The organism is Pseudomonas sp. 1 R 17, from assembly GCF_900067035.1.
In the GTDB taxonomy this organism is placed as follows: domain Bacteria; phylum Pseudomonadota; class Gammaproteobacteria; order Pseudomonadales; family Pseudomonadaceae; genus Aquipseudomonas; species Aquipseudomonas marginalis.
This window is the reverse complement of the sequence record NZ_FKLB01000030.1, coordinates 158,000-182,304: the sequence shown is the minus strand read 5'-3', so window position 1 is coordinate 182,304 and position 24,305 is coordinate 158,000. Positions and strand designations below refer to the sequence as shown.

The following is a 24,305-nucleotide window of genomic DNA, read 5'->3' as shown; positions in this document are numbered from 1 at the left end:
TATCGTCTTCTTCAATGAATCAAGCAATTCGTGTGGGAACTTATGGAGCAGCTGATGTCGTCGATTAAGGAGGTGATCCAGCCGCAGGTTCCCCTACGGCTACCTTGTTACGACTTCACCCCAGTCATGAATCACACCGTGGTAACCGTCCTCCCGAAGGTTAGACTAGCTACTTCTGGTGCAACCCACTCCCATGGTGTGACGGGCGGTGTGTACAAGGCCCGGGAACGTATTCACCGCGACATTCTGATTCGCGATTACTAGCGATTCCGACTTCACGCAGTCGAGTTGCAGACTGCGATCCGGACTACGATCGGTTTTCTGGGATTAGCTCCACCTCGCGGCTTGGCAACCCTCTGTACCGACCATTGTAGCACGTGTGTAGCCCAGGCCGTAAGGGCCATGATGACTTGACGTCATCCCCACCTTCCTCCGGTTTGTCACCGGCAGTCTCCTTAGAGTGCCCACCATCACGTGCTGGTAACTAAGGACAAGGGTTGCGCTCGTTACGGGACTTAACCCAACATCTCACGACACGAGCTGACGACAGCCATGCAGCACCTGTCTCAATGTTCCCGAAGGCACCAATCTATCTCTAGAAAGTTCATTGGATGTCAAGGCCTGGTAAGGTTCTTCGCGTTGCTTCGAATTAAACCACATGCTCCACCGCTTGTGCGGGCCCCCGTCAATTCATTTGAGTTTTAACCTTGCGGCCGTACTCCCCAGGCGGTCAACTTAATGCGTTAGCTGCGCCACTAAGAGCTCAAGGCTCCCAACGGCTAGTTGACATCGTTTACGGCGTGGACTACCAGGGTATCTAATCCTGTTTGCTCCCCACGCTTTCGCACCTCAGTGTCAGTATCAGTCCAGGTGGTCGCCTTCGCCACTGGTGTTCCTTCCTATATCTACGCATTTCACCGCTACACAGGAAATTCCACCACCCTCTACCATACTCTAGTCAGTCAGTTTTGAATGCAGTTCCCAGGTTGAGCCCGGGGATTTCACATCCAACTTAACAAACCACCTACGCGCGCTTTACGCCCAGTAATTCCGATTAACGCTTGCACCCTCTGTATTACCGCGGCTGCTGGCACAGAGTTAGCCGGTGCTTATTCTGTCGGTAACGTCAAAACCATCACGTATTAGGTAATGGCCCTTCCTCCCAACTTAAAGTGCTTTACAATCCGAAGACCTTCTTCACACACGCGGCATGGCTGGATCAGGCTTTCGCCCATTGTCCAATATTCCCCACTGCTGCCTCCCGTAGGAGTCTGGACCGTGTCTCAGTTCCAGTGTGACTGATCATCCTCTCAGACCAGTTACGGATCGTCGCCTTGGTGAGCCATTACCCCACCAACTAGCTAATCCGACCTAGGCTCATCTGATAGCGCAAGGCCCGAAGGTCCCCTGCTTTCTCCCGTAGGACGTATGCGGTATTAGCGTCCGTTTCCGAACGTTATCCCCCACTACCAGGCAGATTCCTAGGCATTACTCACCCGTCCGCCGCTCTCAAGAGAAGCAAGCTTCTCTCTACCGCTCGACTTGCATGTGTTAGGCCTGCCGCCAGCGTTCAATCTGAGCCATGATCAAACTCTTCAGTTCAAACATCTTTGGGTTTTTAAGAAACCCTAAACTTGGCTCAGCAATCGTTGGTTATTCTTTGATTTCTCGCGGAGTAACTTGTGATGCTGATAATCTTGTTGACTATCAGTCTGACTCCACAAGCACCCACACGAATTGCTTGATTCAGTTGTTAAAGAGCGGTTGGTTAAGAGCTTTCGTCTCAACCGAGGCGCGCATTCTACAGCAGCCTCATTTGCTGTCAAGTGATTATTTTCAGAAGCTTTCGAAGATTTCTTCAACAACTTCAACCACTTGCGCTTCCGATCTCTCATCAGCGGGAGGCGAATTCTACAGCGTTACGCGCTGCTGTCAACACCTCTTTTTCTCCGCTTTCGACCGAGAAGATCGAATCGTTAATAGCGTCAAACAACACGACCCTACCAACTTCTTCTGGGCTTCGATGAACTGAAGCAATCCGCTGCTTTATTCTGCATAACTCTTTGTTTACCAAGGAGTTTTACGTTTCGACTGCGCCGGAAGTGGGGCGAATTATAGACTTCCAGGATCTGCCGTCAACCTTCTTTTTCATCTTTCTGTCATATAAGTCAAAAACGCCCAAAAACGCAAAAGCCGGCCCCAAGGGGCCGGCTTTCTGCTTGCTGAGCCTTATAGGCTAGGGAACGCGAATTGCGACGCTTCATGGCTGGCCCGCTGCGGCCAACGCTGGGTGATCGCCTTGCGGCGGGTGTAGAAACGCACCCCATCCGGCCCATAGGCGTGCAAGTCGCCAAACAACGAACGCTTCCAGCCGCCAAAGCTGTGATACGCCACCGGTACTGGCAATGGAACATTCACACCGACCATACCCACTTCAATTTCGTCACAGAACAGACGCGCCGCTTCCCCGTCACGGGTGAAGATGCACGTACCGTTGCCATACTCGTGATCGTTGATCAGTTGCATCGCCGCTTCCAGGCTGCTCACCCGGACCACGCACAATACCGGCCCGAAGATCTCTTCCTTATAGATGCGCATCTCAGGCGTCACACGGTCAAACAGACTGCCCCCCAGGAAGAAGCCGTCTTCATTCCCGGCAATACTCAGTCCACGACCATCAACCACCAACTCCGCACCAGACGCAACACCGTCCTCTATATAGCCGCTGACCTTATCCCGCGCCTGGCCCGTCACCAGTGGCCCCATATCCAGCCCACAGGTAGTGCCCGCACCGATCTTCAGCGCCTTGATCTGCGGCACCAGCTTGGCGATCAACGCATCCGCCACCTGGTCACCGACACACACCGCCACCGAGATCGCCATGCAGCGTTCGCCGCAGGAACCATAGGCCGCGCCCATCAAAGCACTGACCGCGTTATCCAGGTCAGCATCCGGCATCAGCACCGCATGGTTCTTCGCCCCACCGAGCGCCTGTACGCGCTTACCGCGCTTGGTCGCTTCGGAATAGATGTACTCGGCAATCGGCGTCGACCCCACAAAACTCAACGCCTTGACTTCCGGCGCCTCGATCAACGCATCCACCGCGCCCTTGTCGCCATGTACAACACTGAGCACACCTTTGGGAAGACCGGCTTCCTGCAGCAGTTGCGCGATCAACAACGTCGAACTCGGATCACGCTCCGAAGGCTTGAGGATGAAGCAGTTACCGCAAACAATCGCCAGCGGATACATCCACAGCGGCACCATCGCCGGGAAGTTGAACGGGGTAATACCCGCCACCACACCCAACGGCTGGAAATCAGACCAGGCATCGATATTCGGCCCAACATTACGGCTGTACTCGCCCTTGAGAATCTCCGGCGCCGAACACGCGTACTCCACGTTCTCGATCCCGCGCTTGAGTTCGCCTGCGGCATCTTCCAGCGTCTTGCCATGCTCCTCACTGATCAGCTGCGAGATGCGCGCTTCGTTCTGCTCCAGCAATTGCTTGAACCGGAACATGACCTGGGCGCGCTTGGCTGCCGGTGTGTTACGCCAAGCCGGAAAGGCCGCCTTGGCCGAGTCGATAGCACGTTGAATGGTTTCGCGGCTGGCCAGTGGCACCTGGTGAATCACCAGGCCGGTGGACGGGTTATACACATCGGCAGTACGGCCGGATTCACTGACCAACTCCCCGTTGATCAAATGCTGGATAAGGCTCATGCAGGGCTCCTGAAAAGTTGTTCTATATAGAAGGAGAAATCAGTCGATCTTGCTCAGCACTTCGCCGACCGCATCGAACAGACGATCCAGGTCCTGCGGTTTGCTGTTGAAGGTTGGCCCGAACTGCAGAGTGTCACCACCAAAGCGCACATAGAAGCCGGCTTTCCACAGAGCCATGCCGGCCTCGAATGGACGCACGATGGCATCACCGTCACGCGGCGCAATCTGAATCGCACCGGCCAGGCCGTAGTTACGGATGTCGATCACGTTCTTGCTGCCCTTCAGGCCGTGCAGCGCATTCTCAAAGTGCGGGGCGACTTCGGCCACGCTCTGCACCAGGTTTTCCTTCTGCAGCAGGTCCAACGCCGCCAGGCCGGCCGCGCAGGCAACCGGGTGCGCCGAGTAGGTGTAGCCGTGGGGGAATTCCACAGCGTACTCAGGCGTCGCCTGGTTCATGAAGGTCTGATAGATCTCGCTGCTGGCAATCACCGCGCCCATGGGGATCGCGCCGTTGGTGACTTGCTTGGCGATGCACATCAGGTCCGGGGTCACGCCAAAGCTGTCAGCGCCAAACATCGAACCGGTACGACCAAAGCCCGTGATCACTTCGTCGAATACCAACAGAATGTTGTGCTGGTCGCAGATCTCACGCAGGCGCTTGAGGTAACCCTGTGGCGGCACCAGCACGCCAGCGGAGCCGGCCATTGGCTCGACAAACACCGCGGCAATGTTCGACGCGTCGTGCAGCTCGATCAGTTTGAGCAACTCATCGGCCAAGGCGATACCGCCCTGCTCCGGCATGCCCCGGGAGAACGCATTGCTCGCCAGCAGGGTATGCGGAAGATGATCAACATCCATCATCGCCTGACCAAACATCTTGCGGTTGCCGTTGACGCCGCCCAGGCTGGTACCGGCGATGTTCACACCGTGATAACCACGGGCGCGACCGATCATCTTGGTCTTGGTGGCCTGGCCCTTCAGACGCCAGTAGGCACGCACCATCTTCACCGCGGTATCGGCGCACTCGGAACCGGAGTCGGTGAAGAACACGTGATTCAGGTTGCCTGGGGTCAAATCGGTAATTTTTTCCGCCAGCTGGAAGGACAGTGGATGGCCGTACTGGAAGCCTGGGGAGTAGTCCAGCGTGCCCAGTTGCTTGGCGACCGCCTCCTGGATTTCCTTGCGCGTATGCCCGGCGCCACAGGTCCACAGGCCCGACAACGAGTCGTACACCTTGCGCCCCTTGTCATCGGTCAACCAGCTGCCTTCGGCGGCCACGATCAGGCGCGGGTCACGCTGAAAGTTACGGTTGGCGGTGTAAGGCATCCAGTGAGCGTCCAACTTCAATTGGCTGGCCAGGGACGATGGGGCGTTTTCGGGCATGTTCATCAGCAAAACCTCGCAGGGCAAAAGGCAGCGTCGGGATTGAAAAAGCGTTGTTGCAGCTAAATTGCCACGGGGATAAAGTCGGTGAAATCCAACTCTTCTAACCTTCAGTCAGGCCTTCACTAAACTATGAGCAGCCGTCGACCCGATCCCCTGGCCCAAGTCAGCGACTTCGATATTCGTCTGTTGCGCATCTTTCGCAGCGTCGTGGAGTGCGGCGGCTTCTCGGCAGCGGAAACCGTGCTCGGCATCGGCCGTTCCGCCATCAGCCAGCAAATGAGTGATCTTGAGCAGCGGCTCGGATTAAGGCTTTGCCAACGCGGCCGTGCCGGTTTCTCGCTGACCGAAGAAGGCCGCGAGGTCTACCAATCGGCCCTGCAACTATTAAGCGCCCTGGAAAGTTTCCGCACAGAGGTGAACGGCCTGCACCAGCATTTGCGCGGCGAGTTGATCATCGGCCTCACCGACAACCTGGTGACCCTGCCCCACATGCGCATCACCCACGCCCTGGCACAGTTGAAGGAACGTGGACCGGACGTACAGATCCAGATCCGCATGATCGCCCCCAACGAAGTCGAACAAGGCGTACTCGACGGCCGCCTGCATGTCGGTGTGGTGCCCCAGGCCAGCGCCCTGTCCGGCCTGGAGTACCAGGCGCTGTACAGCGAACGCTCACTGCTTTACTGCGCGGTTGGCCACCCCCTGTTTTATGCCGACGACAAGCAACTGGGCGACGAGCGCATCGACGCCCAGGACGCCATCGCCCCCACCTTCCGCCTGCCCGCCGAGATCCAGGCCCACTACCAGGCGCTCAACTGCACCGCCAGCGCCTCGGACCGCGAAGGCATGGCATTCCTGATTCTCACCGGTCGCTACATCGGTTACCTGCCCGACCACTACGCCAGCCTATGGGTACAACAAGGCCGACTGCGCGCGCTGAAACCGGCTACGCGCTTTTACGATTTAAGCCTCGCATCGGTCACGCGCAAAGGCCGTCGCCCTCATTTGGTGCTGGAAAGCTTCCTGGAAAGCCTGGCAGCAACGCGCTAACTCGGGCTTCGCGCAAAAAGCTGAGCACCTGGACAGCTTTTTGCAAGGACACAGGGACCTAGAACCGTCCGCCTCGAGTTTGCTTGCCATGCCACCAGAATCCTCCAGCCCCAGCGACCTGATCTACGGTCTCAATGACCGCCCCAAACCCGCCCCTGCATTGCTGGCCGCACTGCAACATGTGCTGGCCGCCTTTGTCGGCATCATCACGCCACCGCTGATCATCGGCTCCACGCTGGGCTTGACTGCCCATTTGCCCTACCTGGTCAGCATGGCGTTGATGGTGTCCGGCGTCGGCACATTCATTCAGGCGCGTAGGCCATTTGGGATCGGCGCCGGGATGATCTGCCTGCAAGGCACCAGCTTTGCGTTTCTCGGCGCAGTGCTCTCGGCCGGATTTCTGGTCAAGCAACGCGGCGGCAGCCCGGAAGACATCATGGCGATGATCTTCGGCGTGTGCTTTTTCGGCGCTGCCGTGCAGATCATTCTCAGCCGCTTTATTGGTCAACTGCGCCGAGTGATCACCCCGCTGGTGACCGGGATTGTCATTACCCTGATCGGCATCAGCCTGATCAAGGTCGGTATCACCGACCTGGGCGGCGGTTTCAACGCACCGGACTTCGGCGCACCGACCAACCTCGCTTTGGGCCTGTTCGTGGTGCTGACCATCATCTTGCTCAACCGCTCCAACACACCCTGGGTGCGCCTCTCGGCGATCATCATCGGCCTGGCCCTCGGCAGCCTCGCCGCCTGGTTCAGCGGCAAGCTGGTGCCCCAGGCCCTGGGAGACTTGCCTTTGGTCAGCCTGCCGATCCCGTTTCGATTCGGCTTCAACTTCGACTGGAGCGCCTTCCTGCCGATCGCGCTGATTTATCTGATCAGCAGCATCGAAACCGTCGGCGACCTCACCGCCAACTGCATGATCGCGCGCCAGCCCATCAGCGGCCCTTCTTATATAAGCCGGCTCAAAGGCGGCGTCCTCGGCGATGGCGTCAGTTGCATGATCGCCGCCACGTTCAGCGCCTTTCCCAACACCACTTTTGCCCAGAACAACGGCGTGATCCAACTGACCGGCGTGGCCAGCCGCTACGTCGGCCTGTACATCGGCGTGGTGCTGTTCTGCCTGGGTTTGTTCCCGCTGATCGGTGCCGTGCTGCAACAAATCCCCAAGCCCGTATTGGGCGGCGCAACCCTGGTGATGTTCGGCAGTGTGGCCGCCGCCGGCGTACGCATCCTCGCCCAGGCACCACTGGACCGTCGCAGCATGCTGATCATCGCCACCTCGTTCGGCGTCGGCCTGGGCATCGCCGCCCAACCGAACCTGCTGCACCTGATGCCAACCCTGGTGCAGAACCTGTTCGACTCAGCCATCACCAGCGGCGGCCTGACCGCCATCGTGTTGTGCCTGTTACTGCCGGAATCCAAGGTGCCCGCTCCTGACGCAAACCACGCGCAGGAAAGCGACACCCTGGAACCGCTTTGACGGTTTTATTGCATCGGGACTTGTCTGAGGCTTGAGGGTGGGTTATCTGTGCACACGTCGTCTCTATCGATCAGCACGGAAACCTCCATGAGCCTCGAAGTTCCTGCCCACAGCAACCACGCCGGTAAGCCCGCCAGCCGCATTCGGCAAAAGAACGAACAAGCGATTCTCCAGGCTGCTGAAGATGAGTTCGCGCGCCATGGCTACAAGGGCACCAGCATGAACACCATTGCTGCCAGCGCCGGGCTGCCCAAGGCCAACTTGCACTACTACTTCACTAACAAGCTGGGCCTGTATATCGCAGTGCTCAGCAATATCCTCGAACTGTGGGACAGCACCTTCAACACGCTGACCGCCGAGGACGACCCGGCCGTAGCCCTCTCCCGCTACATCCGCACCAAGATGGAGTTTTCGCGGCGCCAGCCCCAGGCCTCGCGGATCTTCGCCATGGAGATCATCAGCGGCGGCGAATGCCTGACCGAATACTTCAGCCAGGACTATCGCGCCTGGTTCAGTGGTCGGGCGGCGGTGTTCCAGGCCTGGATCGACGCCGGCAAGATGGACCCCATCGACCCCGTGCACCTGATCTTCCTGTTGTGGGGCAGCACTCAGCACTATGCCGACTTCGCCACCCAGATCTGCCGCGTCACCGGTCGCACCAAGCTGACCAAGCAGGATATGGAAGACGCCGGCACCAACCTGATCCACATCATTCTCAAGGGCTGCGGCATCAAGCCGGCCCTCTAGACGAAGCCACTTATGTCTTTCACGCTCACCGGCCTTTGCGAGTTCCGCGAAGAAATTCGCAAAAGCCGCTTCATCACCCTGGCCGCACCGATCACCAGCCCGCAAGAAGCCCAGGCATTTTTCGAGCAGCACAGCGACCTTAACGCCACGCACAACTGCTGGGCCTGGAAGCTGGCCGATCAATACCGCAGCAGTGACGACGGCGAACCCGGCGGCACCGCAGGACGGCCCATCCTGGCGGCCATCGAGGCCCAAGGCTTCGATCAGGTCGCGGTGCTGGTGATTCGCTGGTATGGCGGCATACAACTCGGTACCGGCGGCCTGGCCCGCGCCTATGGCGGCGGTGCGAACAAGTGCCTGCAAAATGCCGAGCGCATCGAACTGATCAGCCGCGTGCCGCTGAGTTGCGCCTGCGGATTCTCCGAGCTGAACCTGGTCAAATTGCGCGTCGCCGAGTTGGGCGGGCTGGTGCTGGAGGAAACCTTCACCGCCAATGGCGTGGAGTTACAACTGGCCCTGGGCGATGCCCACATCGACACCCTGCAAACCCAGCTCGCCGACCTGAGCCGTGGGCGCATCCTGCTGCAACGCTGAAACTGCTAATGTTGTCCGCTGAACACCCTGAACCGCGACTTTTAAAGGAAGCCTTCATGTCTACGCCAAAAACCGCACTGATCATCGGCGCCTCACGCGGGCTGGGCCTCGGCCTGGTCAAGCAATTGCTCCAGGAAGGCTGGGACGTGACCGCCACCGTGCGTGACCCGAACAAGGCCGATGCCCTGAAAGCCGTGGGCCCGGTGCAGATCGAGAAACTCGACATGGACGATCAGCAAGCCGTGATCGCCCTGAACCAACGCCTCAAGGACCGCACCTTCGACCTGTTGTTCGTCAACGCAGGCGTCAAGGGCCCCGCCAATCAAGAACCTGGCCATGCCACCCTGGCGGAAGTCGGCCAGCTGTTCTTCACCAACGCCGTGGCGCCGATCAACCTGGCCCAGCGCTTCGTCGGGCAGATCCGCAAGGACAGCGGCGTGCTGGCGTTCATGAGTTCAGTACTGGGCAGCGTGACCATCCCCGACGGCTCGGACCTGGCGCTGTACAAGGCCAGCAAGGCCGCACTCAACTCCATGACCAACAGCTTCATTACCCAACTGGGCGATCACAAACTTACCGTGCTGTCGCTGCACCCGGGCTGGGTGAAGACCGACATGGGCGGCGAAAATGCGCACATCGATGTCGACACCAGCGTGCGCGGCCTGGTAGACCAAGTGAACGCCTACACCGGCAAGGGCGGCCATCACTTCGTGGACTACAAAGGCGACACCATCGCCTGGTAAGCCGCACAGGGTCGTTATCGAGCGATTGCCGTCGATAACGATCCGCGCGTAGACTGCCCACCTCGCCCTCACCGGCGACCCTGGATCAGCAGACAGGGCATCACTGAGCTGGCAAACCTGAACCCATCATTCAGAGGAGCCGGCCAATGCCTGCGACCCGTATCTGGTTAAAAACCCCCCTCGCGATTTTCACCGCCAACGGCCTCGACGCCCGTGGCGGCCTGGTGCTGCAAGACGGTGTGATCGCCGAAGTGCTGGCACAGGGTCAGGAACCCGCACAGCCCTGCGCCCAAGTGTTCGATGCGCGTGAGCATGTGGTCCTGCCCGGGCTGATCAACACCCACCATCACTTCTATCAAACCCTGACCCGCGCCTGGGCGCCGGTGGTCAATCAGCCCTTGTTTCCCTGGTTGAAAACCCTGTACCCGGTCTGGGCACGACTGACTCCGGAAAAACTCGCCCTGGCATCGAAGGTGGCGCTCGCGGAGTTGCTGCTCTCGGGCTGCACCACGGCGGCAGACCACCACTATCTGTTCCCCGACGGCCTGGAAAACGCCATCGATGTGCAAGTCGACAGCGTGCGCGAATTGGGCATGCGCGCCATGCTCACCCGCGGTTCCATGAGCCTGGGTGAAGCCGACGGCGGCCTGCCACCGCAACAGACTGTGCAACAGGGCCAGGTCATCCTTGACGACAGCCAGCGCCTGATCCGCGAATATCATCAGCGCGGCGACGGCGCGTACATCCAGATTGCCCTGGCGCCCTGCTCACCGTTTTCCGTCACCCCGCAAATCATGCAAGCCAGCGCCGAACTGGCCAACAGCCTGGATGTGCGCCTGCACACCCACCTGGCCGAAACCCTCGACGAAGAAGATTTCTGCCTGCAGCGCTTCGGACTGCGCACGGTGGATTACCTGGACAGCGTCGGCTGGCTCGGCCCGCGTACCTGGCTGGCCCATGGCATTCACTTCAACCCGGATGAAATTGCGCGCCTGGGCGCCGCCGGTACGGGCATCTGTCATTGCCCAAGCTCAAATATGCGCCTGGCCTCCGGCATCTGCCCGACCCTGGACCTGATGGCTGCCGGCGCGCCCATCGGCCTGGGTGTGGACGGTTCTGCCTCCAACGATGCGTCGAACATGATCCTCGAAACCCGTCAGGCCCTGTACATCCAGCGCCTGCGTTACGGTGCCGAAAAGATCACCCCTGAAGGCGTGCTGGGTTGGGCGACCAAGGGGTCGGCGCAGCTACTGGGGCGTACGGACATTGGTGAATTGGCCGTAGGCAAACAGGCCGACCTGGCGCTGTTCAAACTGGATGAACTGCGTTTCTCCGGCAGCCATGATCCGATCTCCGCACTGCTGCTGTGCGGCGCGGATCGGGCGGACCGGGTGATGATCGGCGGCAAATGGCGGGTTATCGACGGACAGGTGGAAGGCCTGGACCTGAAAGGCTTGATCGCCGATCACAGCCAGGCGGCACGTAACCTGATCCATCCCCTGTAGGAGCGAGGGGGACGCCTAGTTCTTGCTCGTGAAAAACGTCAACGATAACGCGGGTTTTCTGGTTTAACGCGGCGATCTCAGGTTCTTCGCGAGCAAGCTCGCTCCTACAGGCCCAACAGCGACAACATGATAAAGGTCGCAAACAACACAAAATGGGTCATCCCTTCGATGGCATTGGTTTCGCCATCGTTGAGGTTGATCGCACTGACGATCAGCGTGATCAACACCATCACCGTTTGCACCGGCGTCATCGCCATCTGGAACGGCTGGCCGGTATAGAGCGCCATGGCTTCCATCACCGGCACCGTCAGGATCACCGTCGACAACGACGCACCCAGCGCGATGTTCACCACCGACTGCATGCGGTTGGCCAGCGCAGCGCGCAAGGCCGTCAGAATCTCCGGTGCCGCCGAAATAGCCGCCACCACAATCGCCGTGATCACCGGCGGTGCACCCGTACCTTCCAGGCCCAGGTCGAGGGTCTTGGACATCACCTCGGCCAGCGCGCCAATCACAATTACGCCAAACACCAGGGTACCGATGGAGAACGCCAGGTTCACCGGCGGCGACTCTTGTTCCTCCGGCAGCTTCTTGCGACGCTTTTCCGGGTAGCTGTAGCTGAAGAAATAACTGTGGGGCCCTACCTGCATGCGCAGGAACAAGGTGTAGAGCACCACCATCGCGCCGATGGTGAAGGCCGAGTAAATTTTCCAGTCGGCTTCTGGGATAAATTCCGGCACCACCATCGACACGCCCATGGCGGTCAGGATCATTACGCTGTAGGTCCGCGCCGAATCATCATTGTAGGACTGTTCGCCATGCTTGATGCCGCCCATCAACGCTGCCAAACCGAGGATGCCGTTGATATCGAGCATCACCGCCGAATAGATGGTGTCGCGCACCAGAGTGGGTGACGGCTCATTGCTCATCATGATCGCCAGGATCACCACCTCCACCAGCACTGCGGCAAGGGTCAGGATCATGGTGCCGTAGGGATCGCCGACTTTTTCTGCCAGTTGCTCGGCGTGGTGGGCCACGCGCATCGACGCCACGACGATAAAACCGATCAACACCACGCCGGCCAACAGTGCCACCATTTGCCCGCTGTGCAGCATCCAGTGCTCCAGCGGGTAGGCGGCGATGGCGGCAATCAGCGCCAGCAGCATGAATTTTTCTTGCTTGAGGGATGTGAGCATTCCGGGCCTTTTAGTACGGCAAATCAGTCATTGATGGGGTACAGACTGCGCCAAGCCGCTAACGTTTCGTTACACCTTAGTTCACACAGCCCTTGCGTGAATAAATCGAATACTCTCCTGCTGGTCAGGTTTTGCCGATTATTTAAGCCACGGCCTGTAGAATGCCGCCATTGCACCTGATGAGAATTTAGAAAATGTACGATTGGCTCAACGCCCTGCCCAAGGCTGAATTGCACCTGCACCTGGAGGGCTCGCTGGAGCCTGAGCTGCTGTTCGCCCTGGCCGAGCGCAACAAGATCGCGCTGCCGTGGAACGACGTCGAAACCCTGCGCAAGGCCTATGCCTTCAACAACCTGCAAGAGTTTCTCGACCTGTATTACAAGGGCGCCGATGTGCTGCGCACCTCCCAGGATTTCTACGACCTCACCTGGGCTTACCTGCTGCGCTGCAAAGCCCAGAACGTGATCCACACCGAGCCCTTCTTCGACCCCCAAACCCACACCGACCGTGGCGTACCGTTCGAAGTGGTGCTCAACGGCATCGCCGCTGCGCTCAAAGATGGCGAACAGCAACTGGGCATCACCAGCGGTTTGATCCTCAGTTTCCTGCGCCACCTGAGCGAAGCCGAAGCCGAGAAAACCCTCGACCAGGCACTGCCGTTCCGTGACGCGTTCGTGGCCGTGGGCCTGGACAGTTCAGAAATGGGTCACCCGCCGAGCAAGTTCCAGCGTGTGTTCGACCGTGCCCGTCACGAAGGCTTCCTCACCGTCGCCCACGCCGGCGAAGAAGGCCCGCCCGAGTACATCTGGGAAGCCATCGACCTGCTGAAAATCCAGCGTATCGACCATGGCGTACGTGCCATCGAAGACGAGCGCCTGATGCAGCGCATCATCGATGAGCAGATCCCGTTGACCGTCTGCCCGCTGTCCAACACCAAGCTCTGTGTGTTCGACGACATGGCCCAGCACAACATCCTCGACATGCTCGAGCGTGGCGTGAAGGTCACGGTGAACTCCGATGACCCGGCGTACTTCGGCGGCTATGTCACCGAGAACTTCCACGCGCTGTACACCTCGCTGGGCATGACCCAGGACCAGGCCAAACGCCTGGCGCAGAACAGCCTGGATGCGCGCCTGGTAAAACCCTGACCGGACGCAAAGCCATCATCGCCAGGTCCATGGAATCAAAAAGGCCAGGGCGATGATGGCAAACCCTCAAGGCTAAGATTGTTCGGACATGGCCAATCGGGCGATTTCTGCCAGCCCGTTGTCGTTGAGCTGCACCGCCTGGGACTCATTGACCAGGCTGATCCAGTTCGATTGCATGAACAACTGCAACAGCCCCGCACCCAGCGCGCCGCCCAGGTGCGGTTGCCGCTGGCTCCAATCGAAGCAGTCGCACACCAGTGGCGACGCCAGCGCCTGGGTGTAAATACCCAGGCCCGCCAGGTGCTGTGCGCCCTTGATCGTCACCTCAATGCGTTGCTCATGACGCTCGATCCACCCCGCCACCAACATCCGCTCACGCAGCTGCGCCGCCACTTCGCCGCCGAGGTGGCCCTGGCACAGCCGCGCATGTCGCAACAATGGCGGCGCCACCAACACCGGCGGTGAAGCATGCGGCGCACTACGTGCGGCGCTGGCCAGGGTCGTACTGGCCAAGGCATCGATGGCGACGCTGACATCGGCCGCCGCCATGCGAAACAGCCGCTTGCCACGCCGGCCCTCGGTACGCAGCAAGCCACTCCCCGTCAGCCGTGCCAGATGGGCATTCGCCGAGGCAGGTGACAACCCGGCAAGCAGCGCCAGTTCCTCCGATGACTTGGCCGAGCCGTCCATCAGGGACCAGAGCATGGCGGTGCGTTTGGGTTCGGCGAGCAAGCTGGCGATCTGACTGATGCATGGTGCCTGTTCCATCGATTCACTCCCTGTCGAATTATTTTTCTGCTGTGGTGGGCGCCAAAGTATAGGTGCGTAAACCAGCGGTTCCGCGGCGTCTGACAGCATGAATAGGGACATGAGCTGAGTGAAATTTCCTTGTGTGATGGAGGCTAATACGTCGTACCCAATCGCTCCGGCAATTGAGCGGTCAATGTCGCACAGCGCGACACGAGCATTTCCCGCAGCAGGTTGATGGGTTTGCTCAACTGGGCCCGATGGGCGCACAACAAATTGAGCGGTGTGCGCTCGCCACGCAATTCAGGCAAGACCAGGCGCAAGCGCCCGGCCAGTACATCGGTGCTCACATCCAGCCAGGATTTGTAGGCAATGCCCACGCCCGCCACCGCCCAGCGGCGCACCACATCGGCATCGTCGCTGAAGCGATCACCACCGACCGTGAGGCTGACTTCGCGTTTGCCATCGTGGAAGCTCCAGTGGTCATGCACTCGGCTGCCAAGCATGTAAAGCAAGCAATTGTGCTGGGCCAATTGCTCCAGCTGTCGCGGCTCGCCATAACGCGCGAGATAGCTGGGGGCTGCGCACAACACGCGAACGTTGTGCGGCGCGACGGGCAGGGCGACCAGGCTGGAGTCTTCGGGCTCGCCATAGCGCAGGGCAATGTCCACCGGCTGGCGGAACAGGTCGGCAATCCGATCGCCCAGCAGCAGGCGCACGGTGAGTTGCGGGTACTCGTGCTGAAATTCGTCCAGCCAGGGCAGTAGTTGGTTGCGGCCGAAATCCGAGGGGGCCGAGAGTTGCAACACCCCACTGACATGGTCCTGGCCACTGGCCAACAATCGCCGTCCTTCGTCCAGGGCGCTCAACGCAGTCCGGGCATATTCCAGGAAGCCTTCACCTTCGGCGGTCAGGCGCAGGCTGCGGGTGGAGCGCGCCAGCAAACGCGTGCCCAGTTGCTGTTCGATACGCTTGAGCGCCGCGCTGGCCACGGCGGGCGAAAGGTCCATCACCCGCGCCGCCGCCGACAAACTGCCCAGGTCCGCGGCGCGTACAAACAACTGCAAATCATCAAAACGCAGCATTCAACCACCCATTATCAAAATATTATTGAAACAGAGTGCTGTTTTAGCCGCTTTTATCTTGCAGGGAAATGGCCAATCATCTGCCCATCCCGTTATCACGTGTCTGGAGTTGAATATGTCCACAGCCTTTAACGTCATCGCCACGCTGATCGCCAAACCTGGCCAACAGGCCACCCTGGAGCCGCTGCTGCGCGACCTGCTGGAACCCACCCGCCTTGAAGCCGGCTGCGAGCAATACGACCTGCACCAGGACCTGCAACACCCTGAGACCTTCTACATGCTCGAACGCTGGAGCGATGACGCCGCACTGGCCGACCACGACCAGAGTGCGCATATCCAACATTTTCGCGCCAAAGCCGCTGATGTCATCGAACACTTCGAACTCAAGCGCCTGAAGTTTCTCGCCTGATCACCGCCTTTTTCCGGAGCCCCCATGAAAGCCATTGCTTACTACGCATCACTGCCGATCAACGATGAAAAATCCCTGCAAGACATCCAGCTGCCGGAGCCCGTCGCCGGCCCCCGTGACCTGCTGGTAGAAGTCAAAGCCATCTCGGTCAACCCGGTGGACACCAAGGTGCGCCAGAACGTCGCCCCGGAGAACGGCGCGGCCAAAGTGCTGGGCTGGGACGTGGCCGGTGTGGTCAAGGCCGTCGGCAGTGAAGTGAGCCTGTTCAAAGTCGGCGACAAGGTGTTCTACGCCGGTTCCCTGGTCCGCCCGGGCGCTAACAGCGAACTGCACACCGTCGATGAGCGCATCGTCGGCCATATGCCCAAGAGCCTGGGCTTTGCCGAAGCCGCCGCGCTGCCGCTGACCGCCATCACCGCCTGGGAGCTGCTATTCGAACGCCTGCAAGTGCGTGAAGGTAAAGAGGCGCAAGGCCAGAGCCTGCTCATCGTCGGTGCCGCCGGTGGTGTGGGTTCGATCCTGACCCAACTGGCCAGCCAGCTCACCGCCTTGACGGTGATCGGCACCGCGTCGCGCCCGGAAACCCAGGAATGGACCAAGGCACTCGGCGCCGACCTGGTGATCGACCACAGCCAACCGCTGAGCGAAGCGCTGAAACAAGCCGGCCACCCGCAGGTGACCCACGTCGCCAGCCTGACCCAGACCGAGCATCACCTGGACCAACTGGTCGAAGCGCTGCAACCCCAAGGCAAGCTGGCGCTGATCGACGACCCCAAGGCGCTGGACGTGAGCAAACTCAAGCGCAAGAGCCTGTCGCTGCATTGGGAGTTCATGTACACGCGCTCGATGTTCGAGACCCCGGACATGATCGAGCAGCACAACCTGCTTAATCGCGTGGCCGAACTGATCGACGCCGGCACCTTGAAAACGACGGTGGGCGAGCACTTCGGCGTGATCAATGCGGCGAACCTGCGCCGTGCCCATGCCCTGCTGGAAAGCGGCAAAGCCAAGGGCAAGATCGTGCTGGAAGGGTTCTGAAGATAACGTCTATCAGTGTCGTCCGTTATTCGTGTAAGTGAGGGACGACACCGCTAGTCAGAGAGTTGATCTTTGTCATATTTGTGAGCGTATTCGGGTTTATATTGGCCGCCTTTGCCACGATTCTTTTACGTGAGGAAGTCAGCAATGAAAATCCTGATAAAAGCGTTAGCAAAATCCCCAGGCAATAAATGGCAGGTTCGTCTCGACGGCGACGCGTTCACCTTCCGCAGCGAGGCCGAGGCCCGCGCCTTCGCCGATACCCTGCAAGCCCGCATCCAGGCTCCCCACCGCTTCCCGCTCAGCCAGCAACGCTCCGCCGCTGGCTGACCTGCATTTCAGCCCTGCGCCTGCGTGGCTCTTGCCCGTTGCAGGCGCTGGGTCGACATCGCAATTGTCACCGCCAACACCCCGCACAAGCTGATGACCATCGCCATCGGCATCGCCGTGCCGTCGTGCAGCACGCCCACCAACGAAGCAGCCCCTGCCGCCACACCAAACTGAATGCAACCGAGCAAGGCCGACGCGCTGCCGGCCCGGGCGCCCTGCCCGCTCATGGCACAGGCCGAGGTGTTGGGCAAGATGCAGCCCAGGCTGGCGATACAGATGAACAGCGGTACCAGCAACGGCCATAACGCTTCGGTGCGCAAGGCCGCGATGCCCAACAGTGACAGCGCCGCCAGCAGATAGACCCACACCGTGCGCGACAGCAGAAACGCCGGGCCACGCTTGGCCAGCAGCCGCGCGTTAACCTGTGCAACCAGGATGAACCCCGCGGCGTTGGAACCGAACAGCCAGCCGTAATGCTCGGCGGGCACGCCATAGAGTTTGATAAATACGAACGGGGAGCCGGCGATGTAGGCAAACATCCCGGCAATCGAAATGCCCCCGGTCAGGGCGTAACCGAGGTAGACCCGGTCTGACAACAGCGCGCCATAGCGGCGCAGCGATCCGGACAAGGGTTGACGCGGCTGATGGGCCGGAAAGGTTTCCGGCAAACCGACCGCCACGGCGATCGCCGCCATCACGCTGAAGATCGACAGTGCGAGGAAAATCGACTGCCAGCCCCACAACCCGACCATCACACCACCCGCCAATGGCGCAAGGATCGGCGCCAGGCCGGTCACCAGCATCAGTTGCGAATACACCTTGGCCGAGCCCACCGCATCACATTTGTCACTGACCACGGCGCGGGAAATCACCATGCCCGCGCAACCGCCGAGGGCCTGCACGAAACGTGCGCCAATCAGCCATTCCAGGGACGGCGCGTACGCGCAGGCAAAGGACGCCAGGGTAAACAGGGTTACGCCGCTGAGCAGCGGGCCGCGTCGACCAAAGCGGTCTGCCAGTGGGCCATAGATCAGTTGGCCGATGGCCAGGCCGGCGAAATACACCGCCAGGGTCAACTGGATATGTTTTTCGTCGGTCCCGAAGGCCGTCGCCATGGCAGGAAAGCCAGGCAGGTAGAAATCGATCGCCAGCGGCGCGAAGGCGCTCAAGGCGCCCAGAATCAGGATTATGCGGAGGTTCATCAGGCATCCAAGTGTGTCGGCAGCCCGACAGTTTAGCCGCGCTTGGGTGCATTGAATACGATAGCTCGCTAACTATTTGAATGGGTCAGGCGAGCTTGGCGCTGTAGCCCTCTTCGCTGATCAGGCTGATCACTTCCTCGGCAGACAGGCGGCTTTCGACGCCCACCTCTTTCGCCGCCAGGTCGACCTTCACGCTGGCCGCCGGATCCTGGCTCTGCACCGCCTGGGTCACGGCCCGAACGCAGTGGCCGCAGGTCATTCCTTCAACGCTGAATATTTGCATGACATGACTCCTTTGATGAGGTTGAACCCAGTCTTGACCTTGCCACGATGGCAAGGTCAAGTTCTGAAACTTTCGGCCGGGCTGGTATTACACCGCGGCGTCGGCCAAGCTTCACCCATCTTCGATTCAAACCACGGAGCATTCGCCATGCGCTGGTCGTTTTTTGGCCTTGTCGGCCTGATGAGCTTGTCTGCCGCTGCGCCCCAGGCCCTCGCCGCAGAAGACTATGCGGTGCTGATCATTTCCCGCGAACGCCTGGAAGTACCGACCAATTGCGAGATCGGCCTGTACATCCAGGACCAGTTGGCCGGGCGCCTGTTCCAGGAACAGTCCACCTCGTTCAACCTGCCCGCCGGCAATGTGTCGCTGCGCCTGAAACTGCTGCCGGGCCAGTCACCGGGTTGCTTGCCGGGCCTGCTCGCACCGCCGGCGCAGAACATCACACTCAAGGCCGGTGACGTACGCAAATTGCGCATTGCCCAGGGCCCGGAAGGCATGTACCTCAAGCCTGCCGCACTGGAGTACTGAAGACGCTTGACCTTCCCCACAGGTTAAGGTTGATCCTAGGGGCAACTTCTCTGGAGGACTGCCCCATGAATGGAACCACCACTTTTGACCTGCCCATCGGCGGCATGACCTGCGCCAGTTGCGCCGGGCGTGTCGAGCGCGCGCTGGGCAAAGTCCCGGGGGTGCAAAGCGTCAGCGTCAACCTGGCCAACGAGCGCGCCCACGTCGAAGTGCTGGGCCAGATCGACCCGGCCGTGCTGATCGCCGCCGTCGACAAAGCCGGCTACACCGCGAGCCTGCCGCAAAGCGAAACCAGGACCGAGGCCGATCAGGCCCAACGCCTGCACCGCGAGCGCTGGTCGCTGCTGCTGGCGATTGTGCTGGCATTGCCCCTGGTGCTGCCGATGCTGGTGCAACCCTTCGGCCTGCACTGGATGCTGCCGGCCTGGGTGCAGTTCCTCCTGGCGACCCCGGTGCAATTCATCTTCGGTGCACGCTTCTATATCGCAGCCTGGAAGGCCGTGCGGGCCGGCGCCGGCAATATGGACCTGCTGGTGGCCATCGGCACCAGCGCCGGTTACGGCCTGAGCCTCTATGAATGGCTGACCGCCCCCTCGGGCACCATGCCCCATCTGTACTTCGAAGCGTCGGCCGTGGTGATCGCCCTGGTGCTGCTCGGTAAATACCTGGAGAGCCGCGCCAAACGCCAGACCGCCAGCGCCATCCGCGCCCTGGAAGCCCTGCGCCCTGAACGCGCCATGCGTATACAGGCTGGCCGCGAGGAGGATGTGGCCATCAGCGCGCTCAAGCTTAATGACCTGGTGCTGGTCAAACCCGGCGAGCGCTTCCCGGTGGACGGTGAAGTGGTAGAAGGCCAGAGCCATGCCGATGAGGCACTGATCAGCGGCGAAAGCCTGCCGGTGCCGAAACAGCCCGGCGACGCCGTCACCGGCGGTGCCATCAATGGCGAAGGTCGCCTGCTGGTGCGCACCACCGCGCTCGGTGCCGAAAGCGTACTGGCGCGCATCATCCGCCTGGTGGAAGACGCCCAGGCCGCCAAGGCACCGATCCAGAAGCTGGTGGATAAGGTCAGCCAGGTATTCGTGCCGACCGTGCTGGTGCTGGCGTTGATCACACTGGTGGGGTGGTGGCTGTACGGTGCGCCGCTGGAGACCGCGATCATCAACGCCGTGGCGGTGCTGGTGATCGCCTGCCCGTGCGCACTCGGGCTGGCTACACCGACCGCCATCATGGCCGGCACCGGCGTCGCCGCACGCTATGGCATCCTGATCAAGGACGCCGAAGCGCTGGAGCGCGCCCATGAAGTGAGCACCGTGGTGTTCGACAAAACCGGCACTCTAACTTCCGGCACCCCAAAAATTGCCCATTTGGCGGCAGTGGATGGCGATGAAGCCACATTGCTGCAACAGGCCGGTGCGCTGCAACGCGGCAGCGAACACCCGTTGGCCAAGGCCGTGCTGGATGCGTGCAGCGAGCAAGGCCTGACGGTGGCGGACGTAAGCACCAGCCAATCCCTGACCGGACGTGGCATTGCCGGCACCCTCGGCGGGCGCCAACTGGCCCTGGGAAATCGGCGCCTGCTGGAAGAAAGCGGCCTGGACGCGGGTGGGCTGGCCGACTCTGCCACGGCCTGGGAGGCCGAGGGCCGTACCTTGTCCTGGCTGATCGAGCAAGGCGCACAACCCCGTGTACTCGGGCTGTTTGCCTTTGGTGACACGCTCAAGCCTGGCGCGCTGGAAGCGGTGGCACAACTCAAGGCCCGGCACATCAGCAGCCACTTGCTCACCGGCGACAATCGCGGCAGCGCCCGTGTCGTTGCCGAAGCGCTGGGCATTGATGACGTACACGCCGAAGTCCTGCCCGCCGATAAAGCCGCCACCGTCGCCGAACTGAAAAAAACCGGCGTAGTGGCCATGGTCGGCGACGGCATCAACGACGCCCCGGCCCTGGCCGCCGCCGACATCGGCATCGCCATGGGCGGCGGCACCGACGTGGCCATGCATGCCGCCGGCATCACCTTGATGCGCGGCGACCCACGCCTGGTCCCGGCCGCCCTGGAGATCAGCCGCAAGACCTACGCCAAGATCCGCCAGAACCTGTTCTGGGCCTTTGTGTATAACTTGATCGGCATTCCCCTGGCCGCATTCGGCCTGCTCAACCCGGTGCTCGCGGGCGCGGCCATGGCCTTGTCCAGCGTCAGTGTCGTGAGCAACGCCTTGCTGTTGAAAACTTGGAAACCAAGCACTTGGAAACAGTCGCACTTGGAGGATCAACGCCCATGAACATCGGCCAAGCCGCCCGGCAAAGCGGGCTGAGCGCGAAGATGATTCGCTACTACGAATCCATCGGCCTGCTCAAGGCGGCCCATCGCACCGACAGCGGCTACCGCATCTACGGCACCGACGACCTGCACACCCTGGCGTTTATCAAACGCTCGCGGGACCTGGGGTTTTCATTGGAAGAGGTGGGCAAACTGCTGACCCTGTGGCAGGACCGGCAACGGGCCAGCGCCGATGTGAAAGCCCTGGCGCGCCAACATATCGATGAATTGAACCAGAAGATCCTGGAGTTGGGGCAATTGCGCGATACGTTGCAGGACCTGGTGGAGCACTGCCAGGGCGATCACCGGCCGGATTGTCCGATTCTCAAGGAACTGGCATCGGGAAGCTGCTGCGCGTGACGGAATCTATCTGAATGCATGCAAAACCAAATGTGGGAGGGGCGGTGCGACGATTCGACTTGCCCCTCCCACATTTTGATCCTCATCCAGCCAGGGATCACTGCATCCAGGGCGGCGGCGGTGGCTCTTCCGACGCTTTGCTCGGCGGCGCATCATCCGCCGCCCGAATGGCCTGGCGCCGTTCTTCGTCCAGCCTTGCCGCTTCGATCTCGCGGATCACACCGCCTACGTCCGCCAGTTCTTCCGGCTCGTCGAACTCGCCGGTCAAGACACTGGCCGGGTGCAAGGTGCCGGCTTCGTAGAGTGCCCACATTTCCTTGGCGTACTTGGTCTTCTTCAACTCCGGGGCAAAACGCCCGAAATAGGAAGCCATGTTGCCCACATCCCGCTCCAGCATGTTGAACGCGTGGTTGTTGCCCGCCGCATCCACCGCCTGGGGCAGGTCGATGATGACCGGACCGGTCGGCGTGAGCAGCACGTTGAACTCGGACAGGTCACCGTGCACCAGGCCGGTACACAGCATCAGCACGATCTGGGAAATCAGGAAGGCGTGGTATTCACGCGCCTGGTCCGGCTCCAGGGTCACGTCATTCAGGCGTGGCGCAGCATCGCCGTACTCGTCGGCCACCAGCTCCATCAACAGCACGCCTTCAAGGAAGTCGTATGGCTTGGGCACGCGAACGCCCGCACCGGCCAGACGGAACAACGCCGCTACTTCGGCGTTCTGCCAGGCATCTTCGGTTTCTTTCTTGCCGAATTTCGAGCCCTTGGCCATGGCCCGGGCCTGCCGGCTGTTACGGACCTTACGGCCTTCCTGGTATTCAGACGCTTGACGAAAACTTCGTTTATTCGCCTCCTTGTAAACCTTGGCGCAACGCAATTCGTTGCCGCAGCGCACCACATAAACAGCTGCTTCTTTACCACTCATGAGTGGGCGCAGCACTTCGTCGACCAGACCGTCTTCGATCAGGGGTTCAATGCGTTTAGGAGTCTTCATCAGCTTTTATTGTGGGTCCTTTATTACCAAATACGCGTATGGCACTCGTTATACGGCAATCGGCTCGCCGGTGGGAGGGGCTACCGACCTCTGACCACTCAAGAATGCATCCAATATGCCAATTTTGGCGAATTCAACGTTCGATGATCGCCGTCACACCTTGCCCGCCTGCCGCGCAGATCGAAATCAGCCCGCGCCCCTTGCCCGCCGCGTCGAGCAACTTGGCCAGGTTGGCAACGATGCGCCCACCGGTGGCGGCAAACGGGTGACCGGCCGCCAGCGAGCTGCCCTTCACATTGAGCCGGCTGCGATCAATGGCCCCCAATGGCGCGTCCAGCCCGAGGCGCGTCTGGCAGTAATCCGCATCCTCCCAGGCCTTGAGCGTGCACAACACCTGGGCCGCGAAGGCTTCGTGGATCTCGTAGTAATCAAAGTCCTGCAGCGTCAGGCCATTCCTCGCCAGCAAACGTGGCACCGCATACACCGGCGCCATCAGCAGGCCTTCGGCGCCGTTGACGAAATCCACCGCCGCCGCTTCGCCATCTCGCAGGTAGGCCAGGATCGGCAAACCACGCTCCTGGGCCCAGGCTTCACTGCCCAGCAACACGAGGGATGCGCCATCGGTGAGCGGCGTGGAATTGCCGGCCGTGAGCGTGCCCTTTTCGCTGCGCTCAAACGCGGGCTTGAGCGCGGCGAGTTTTTCCAGAGTCAGGTCGGGGCGCAGGTTGTTGTCGCGGGTCAGGCCCAAAAACGGCGTGAGCAGATCGTTATGCCAGCCTTCGGCATAGGCAGCGGCCATTTTCTGATGACTTTCGAGGGCGAGTTGATCCTGCTCGGCACGGGGAATCTGCCAGGTCTGTGCCATCAATTCGCAATGCTGGCCCATGGACAAACCGGTGCGCGGCTCGCCGTTACGCGGCAGCTCAGGCTTGAGGTGCTGGGGACGAAGTTGTAACAGGACTTTTAATTTATCCGCCATGGACTTGCTGCGATTGGCTTGCAGCAGGATCTTTCGCAGCCCTTCATTCACGCCGATAGGTGCGTCGGAGGTGGTATCCACCCCACCGGCAATCCCGCATTCAATCTGGCCCAGGGCGATCTTGTTGGCCACCAGCAACGCCGCCTCGAGCCCCGTGCCGCACGCCTGCTGAATGTCATAGGCCGGGGTTTGCGGCGACAGGCGTGAACCCAGCACGCATTCACGGGTGAGGTTGAAGTCGCGGGAATGCTTGAGCACCGCGCCGGCGGCCACCTCGCCCATGCGCAGACCGTGCAGGTTGTAGCGTTCGATCAGGCCCTCCAGGGCCGCGGTCAGCATCGCCTGGTTGCTCGCCGTGGCGTAGGGGCCATTGGAGCGGGCGAAAGGAATGCGGTTACCGCCAATGATCGCTACACGGCGCAATTGAGTCATGGAAAGCTCCCTGTCGGTTG

The 24,305-nt window shown here is 60.6% G+C and carries 22 protein-coding genes and 1 rRNA gene; 13 read left to right on the top strand and 10 right to left on the bottom strand.

What is annotated here, in order from left to right:
- Positions 1-65: 65 nt before the first annotated feature.
- The 3 genes from BFP99_RS10040 to BFP99_RS10030 all read right to left on the bottom strand — a co-directional run bounded on the left by BFP99_RS10040 (position 66) and on the right by BFP99_RS10030 (position 5,112).
- Positions 66-1,602, bottom strand: a 16S ribosomal RNA gene (locus tag BFP99_RS10040).
- Between the two features lie 627 nt (positions 1,603-2,229).
- Positions 2,230-3,723 (bottom strand): CoA-acylating methylmalonate-semialdehyde dehydrogenase, encoded by a 1,494-nt coding sequence (locus BFP99_RS10035; protein WP_065925519.1) that lies wholly within the window; start codon positions 3,721-3,723, stop codon positions 2,230-2,232.
- 39 nt (positions 3,724-3,762) lie between these two features.
- The gene (locus BFP99_RS10030) at positions 3,763-5,112 is read right to left on the bottom strand and encodes an aspartate aminotransferase family protein (RefSeq protein ID WP_065925520.1); all 1,350 of its coding nucleotides are present in this window, start codon (positions 5,110-5,112) and stop codon (positions 3,763-3,765) included.
- A 126-nt stretch (positions 5,113-5,238) separates the two neighbouring features.
- On the opposite strand from BFP99_RS10030, the gene BFP99_RS10025 reads away from it, so the two are divergent.
- The 6 genes from BFP99_RS10025 to BFP99_RS10000 all read left to right on the top strand — a co-directional run bounded on the left by BFP99_RS10025 (position 5,239) and on the right by BFP99_RS10000 (position 11,231).
- Complete coding sequence (locus BFP99_RS10025) at positions 5,239-6,159, top strand: LysR family transcriptional regulator (RefSeq protein WP_027607943.1); 921 nt, start codon at positions 5,239-5,241, stop codon at positions 6,157-6,159.
- Between the two features lie 88 nt (positions 6,160-6,247).
- Positions 6,248-7,642: a uracil-xanthine permease family protein gene (locus tag BFP99_RS10020; RefSeq protein ID WP_065947189.1), complete on the top strand. Its 1,395-nt coding sequence runs from the start codon at positions 6,248-6,250 to the stop codon at positions 7,640-7,642.
- A gap of 87 nt (positions 7,643-7,729) precedes the next feature.
- Complete coding sequence (locus BFP99_RS10015; protein ID WP_027607945.1) at positions 7,730-8,389, top strand: TetR/AcrR family transcriptional regulator; 660 nt, start codon at positions 7,730-7,732, stop codon at positions 8,387-8,389.
- 12 nt (positions 8,390-8,401) lie between these two features.
- The gene (locus BFP99_RS10010; protein WP_065940975.1) at positions 8,402-8,983 is read left to right on the top strand and encodes an IMPACT family protein; all 582 of its coding nucleotides are present in this window, start codon (positions 8,402-8,404) and stop codon (positions 8,981-8,983) included.
- A 56-nt stretch (positions 8,984-9,039) separates the two neighbouring features.
- Positions 9,040-9,726, top strand: a complete 687-nt coding sequence (locus tag BFP99_RS10005) for an SDR family oxidoreductase (RefSeq protein ID WP_065947188.1) — start codon at positions 9,040-9,042, stop codon at positions 9,724-9,726.
- 146 nt (positions 9,727-9,872) lie between these two features.
- Positions 9,873-11,231 (top strand): 8-oxoguanine deaminase, encoded by a 1,359-nt coding sequence (locus tag BFP99_RS10000; protein WP_065925524.1) that lies wholly within the window; start codon positions 9,873-9,875, stop codon positions 11,229-11,231.
- Between the two features lie 104 nt (positions 11,232-11,335).
- Here BFP99_RS10000 and BFP99_RS09995 read toward each other — a convergent pair whose 3' ends face one another.
- Positions 11,336-12,427 carry a calcium:proton antiporter gene (locus tag BFP99_RS09995; protein ID WP_065925525.1) on the bottom strand — a complete coding sequence of 364 codons (1,092 nt, stop codon included), beginning with the start codon at positions 12,425-12,427 and terminating at the stop codon, positions 11,336-11,338.
- A 194-nt stretch (positions 12,428-12,621) separates the two neighbouring features.
- On the opposite strand from BFP99_RS09995, the gene BFP99_RS09990 reads away from it, so the two are divergent.
- Entirely contained in the window at positions 12,622-13,575 is a 954-nt protein-coding gene (locus tag BFP99_RS09990) for an adenosine deaminase (protein ID WP_043051475.1), read from the top strand.
- Between the two features lie 72 nt (positions 13,576-13,647).
- Here the strand turns inward: BFP99_RS09990 and BFP99_RS09985 are convergent, their stop codons facing one another.
- Both BFP99_RS09985 and BFP99_RS09980 read right to left on the bottom strand, forming a co-directional pair.
- Positions 13,648-14,343, bottom strand: coding sequence for an ArsR/SmtB family transcription factor (locus BFP99_RS09985; RefSeq protein WP_065947187.1), 696 nt, complete (start codon positions 14,341-14,343; stop codon positions 13,648-13,650).
- 134 nt (positions 14,344-14,477) lie between these two features.
- On the bottom strand, positions 14,478-15,407 hold the full coding sequence (locus tag BFP99_RS09980; RefSeq protein ID WP_065925528.1) for a LysR family transcriptional regulator: 930 nt from the start codon (positions 15,405-15,407) through the stop codon (positions 14,478-14,480).
- A 115-nt stretch (positions 15,408-15,522) separates the two neighbouring features.
- On the opposite strand from BFP99_RS09980, the gene BFP99_RS09975 reads away from it, so the two are divergent.
- The 3 genes from BFP99_RS09975 (at position 15,523) to BFP99_RS09965 (ending at position 17,184) form a co-directional block, all read left to right on the top strand.
- Complete coding sequence (locus BFP99_RS09975) at positions 15,523-15,816, top strand: putative quinol monooxygenase (RefSeq protein ID WP_065925529.1); 294 nt, start codon at positions 15,523-15,525, stop codon at positions 15,814-15,816.
- A gap of 24 nt (positions 15,817-15,840) precedes the next feature.
- Positions 15,841-16,854: a zinc-binding alcohol dehydrogenase family protein gene (locus BFP99_RS09970; protein WP_065947186.1), complete on the top strand. Its 1,014-nt coding sequence runs from the start codon at positions 15,841-15,843 to the stop codon at positions 16,852-16,854.
- A 147-nt stretch (positions 16,855-17,001) separates the two neighbouring features.
- Positions 17,002-17,184, top strand: coding sequence for a hypothetical protein (locus tag BFP99_RS09965; RefSeq protein WP_027607955.1), 183 nt, complete (start codon positions 17,002-17,004; stop codon positions 17,182-17,184).
- Between the two features lie 8 nt (positions 17,185-17,192).
- Here BFP99_RS09965 and BFP99_RS09960 read toward each other — a convergent pair whose 3' ends face one another.
- Positions 17,193-18,386 (bottom strand): multidrug effflux MFS transporter, encoded by a 1,194-nt coding sequence (locus BFP99_RS09960; RefSeq protein WP_027607956.1) that lies wholly within the window; start codon positions 18,384-18,386, stop codon positions 17,193-17,195.
- Positions 18,387-18,471: 85 nt separating this feature from the next.
- Positions 18,472-18,669: a heavy-metal-associated domain-containing protein gene (locus BFP99_RS09955; protein WP_027607957.1), complete on the bottom strand. Its 198-nt coding sequence runs from the start codon at positions 18,667-18,669 to the stop codon at positions 18,472-18,474.
- A 147-nt stretch (positions 18,670-18,816) separates the two neighbouring features.
- On the opposite strand from BFP99_RS09955, the gene BFP99_RS09950 reads away from it, so the two are divergent.
- The 3 genes from BFP99_RS09950 (at position 18,817) to cueR (ending at position 21,877) form a co-directional block, all read left to right on the top strand.
- A complete protein-coding gene (locus BFP99_RS09950) occupies positions 18,817-19,197 on the top strand; it encodes a hypothetical protein (RefSeq protein WP_027607958.1) in 381 nt (126 codons plus the stop codon).
- Positions 19,198-19,262: 65 nt separating this feature from the next.
- On the top strand, positions 19,263-21,479 hold the full coding sequence (locus tag BFP99_RS09945; RefSeq protein ID WP_065947185.1) for a heavy metal translocating P-type ATPase: 2,217 nt from the start codon (positions 19,263-19,265) through the stop codon (positions 21,477-21,479).
- A complete protein-coding gene (gene cueR / locus BFP99_RS09940) occupies positions 21,476-21,877 on the top strand; it encodes a Cu(I)-responsive transcriptional regulator (protein WP_065925533.1) in 402 nt (133 codons plus the stop codon). The genes BFP99_RS09945 and cueR overlap by 4 nt, the downstream gene beginning before the upstream one ends.
- 97 nt (positions 21,878-21,974) lie before the next feature.
- Here cueR and BFP99_RS09935 read toward each other — a convergent pair whose 3' ends face one another.
- On the bottom strand, positions 21,975-22,874 hold the full coding sequence (locus BFP99_RS09935) for a PA4780 family RIO1-like protein kinase (protein WP_027607961.1): 900 nt from the start codon (positions 22,872-22,874) through the stop codon (positions 21,975-21,977).
- 133 nt (positions 22,875-23,007) lie between these two features.
- Entirely contained in the window at positions 23,008-24,285 is a 1,278-nt protein-coding gene (locus BFP99_RS09930) for an acetyl-CoA C-acetyltransferase (RefSeq protein ID WP_065947184.1), read from the bottom strand.
- Positions 24,286-24,305 lie beyond the last annotated feature (20 nt).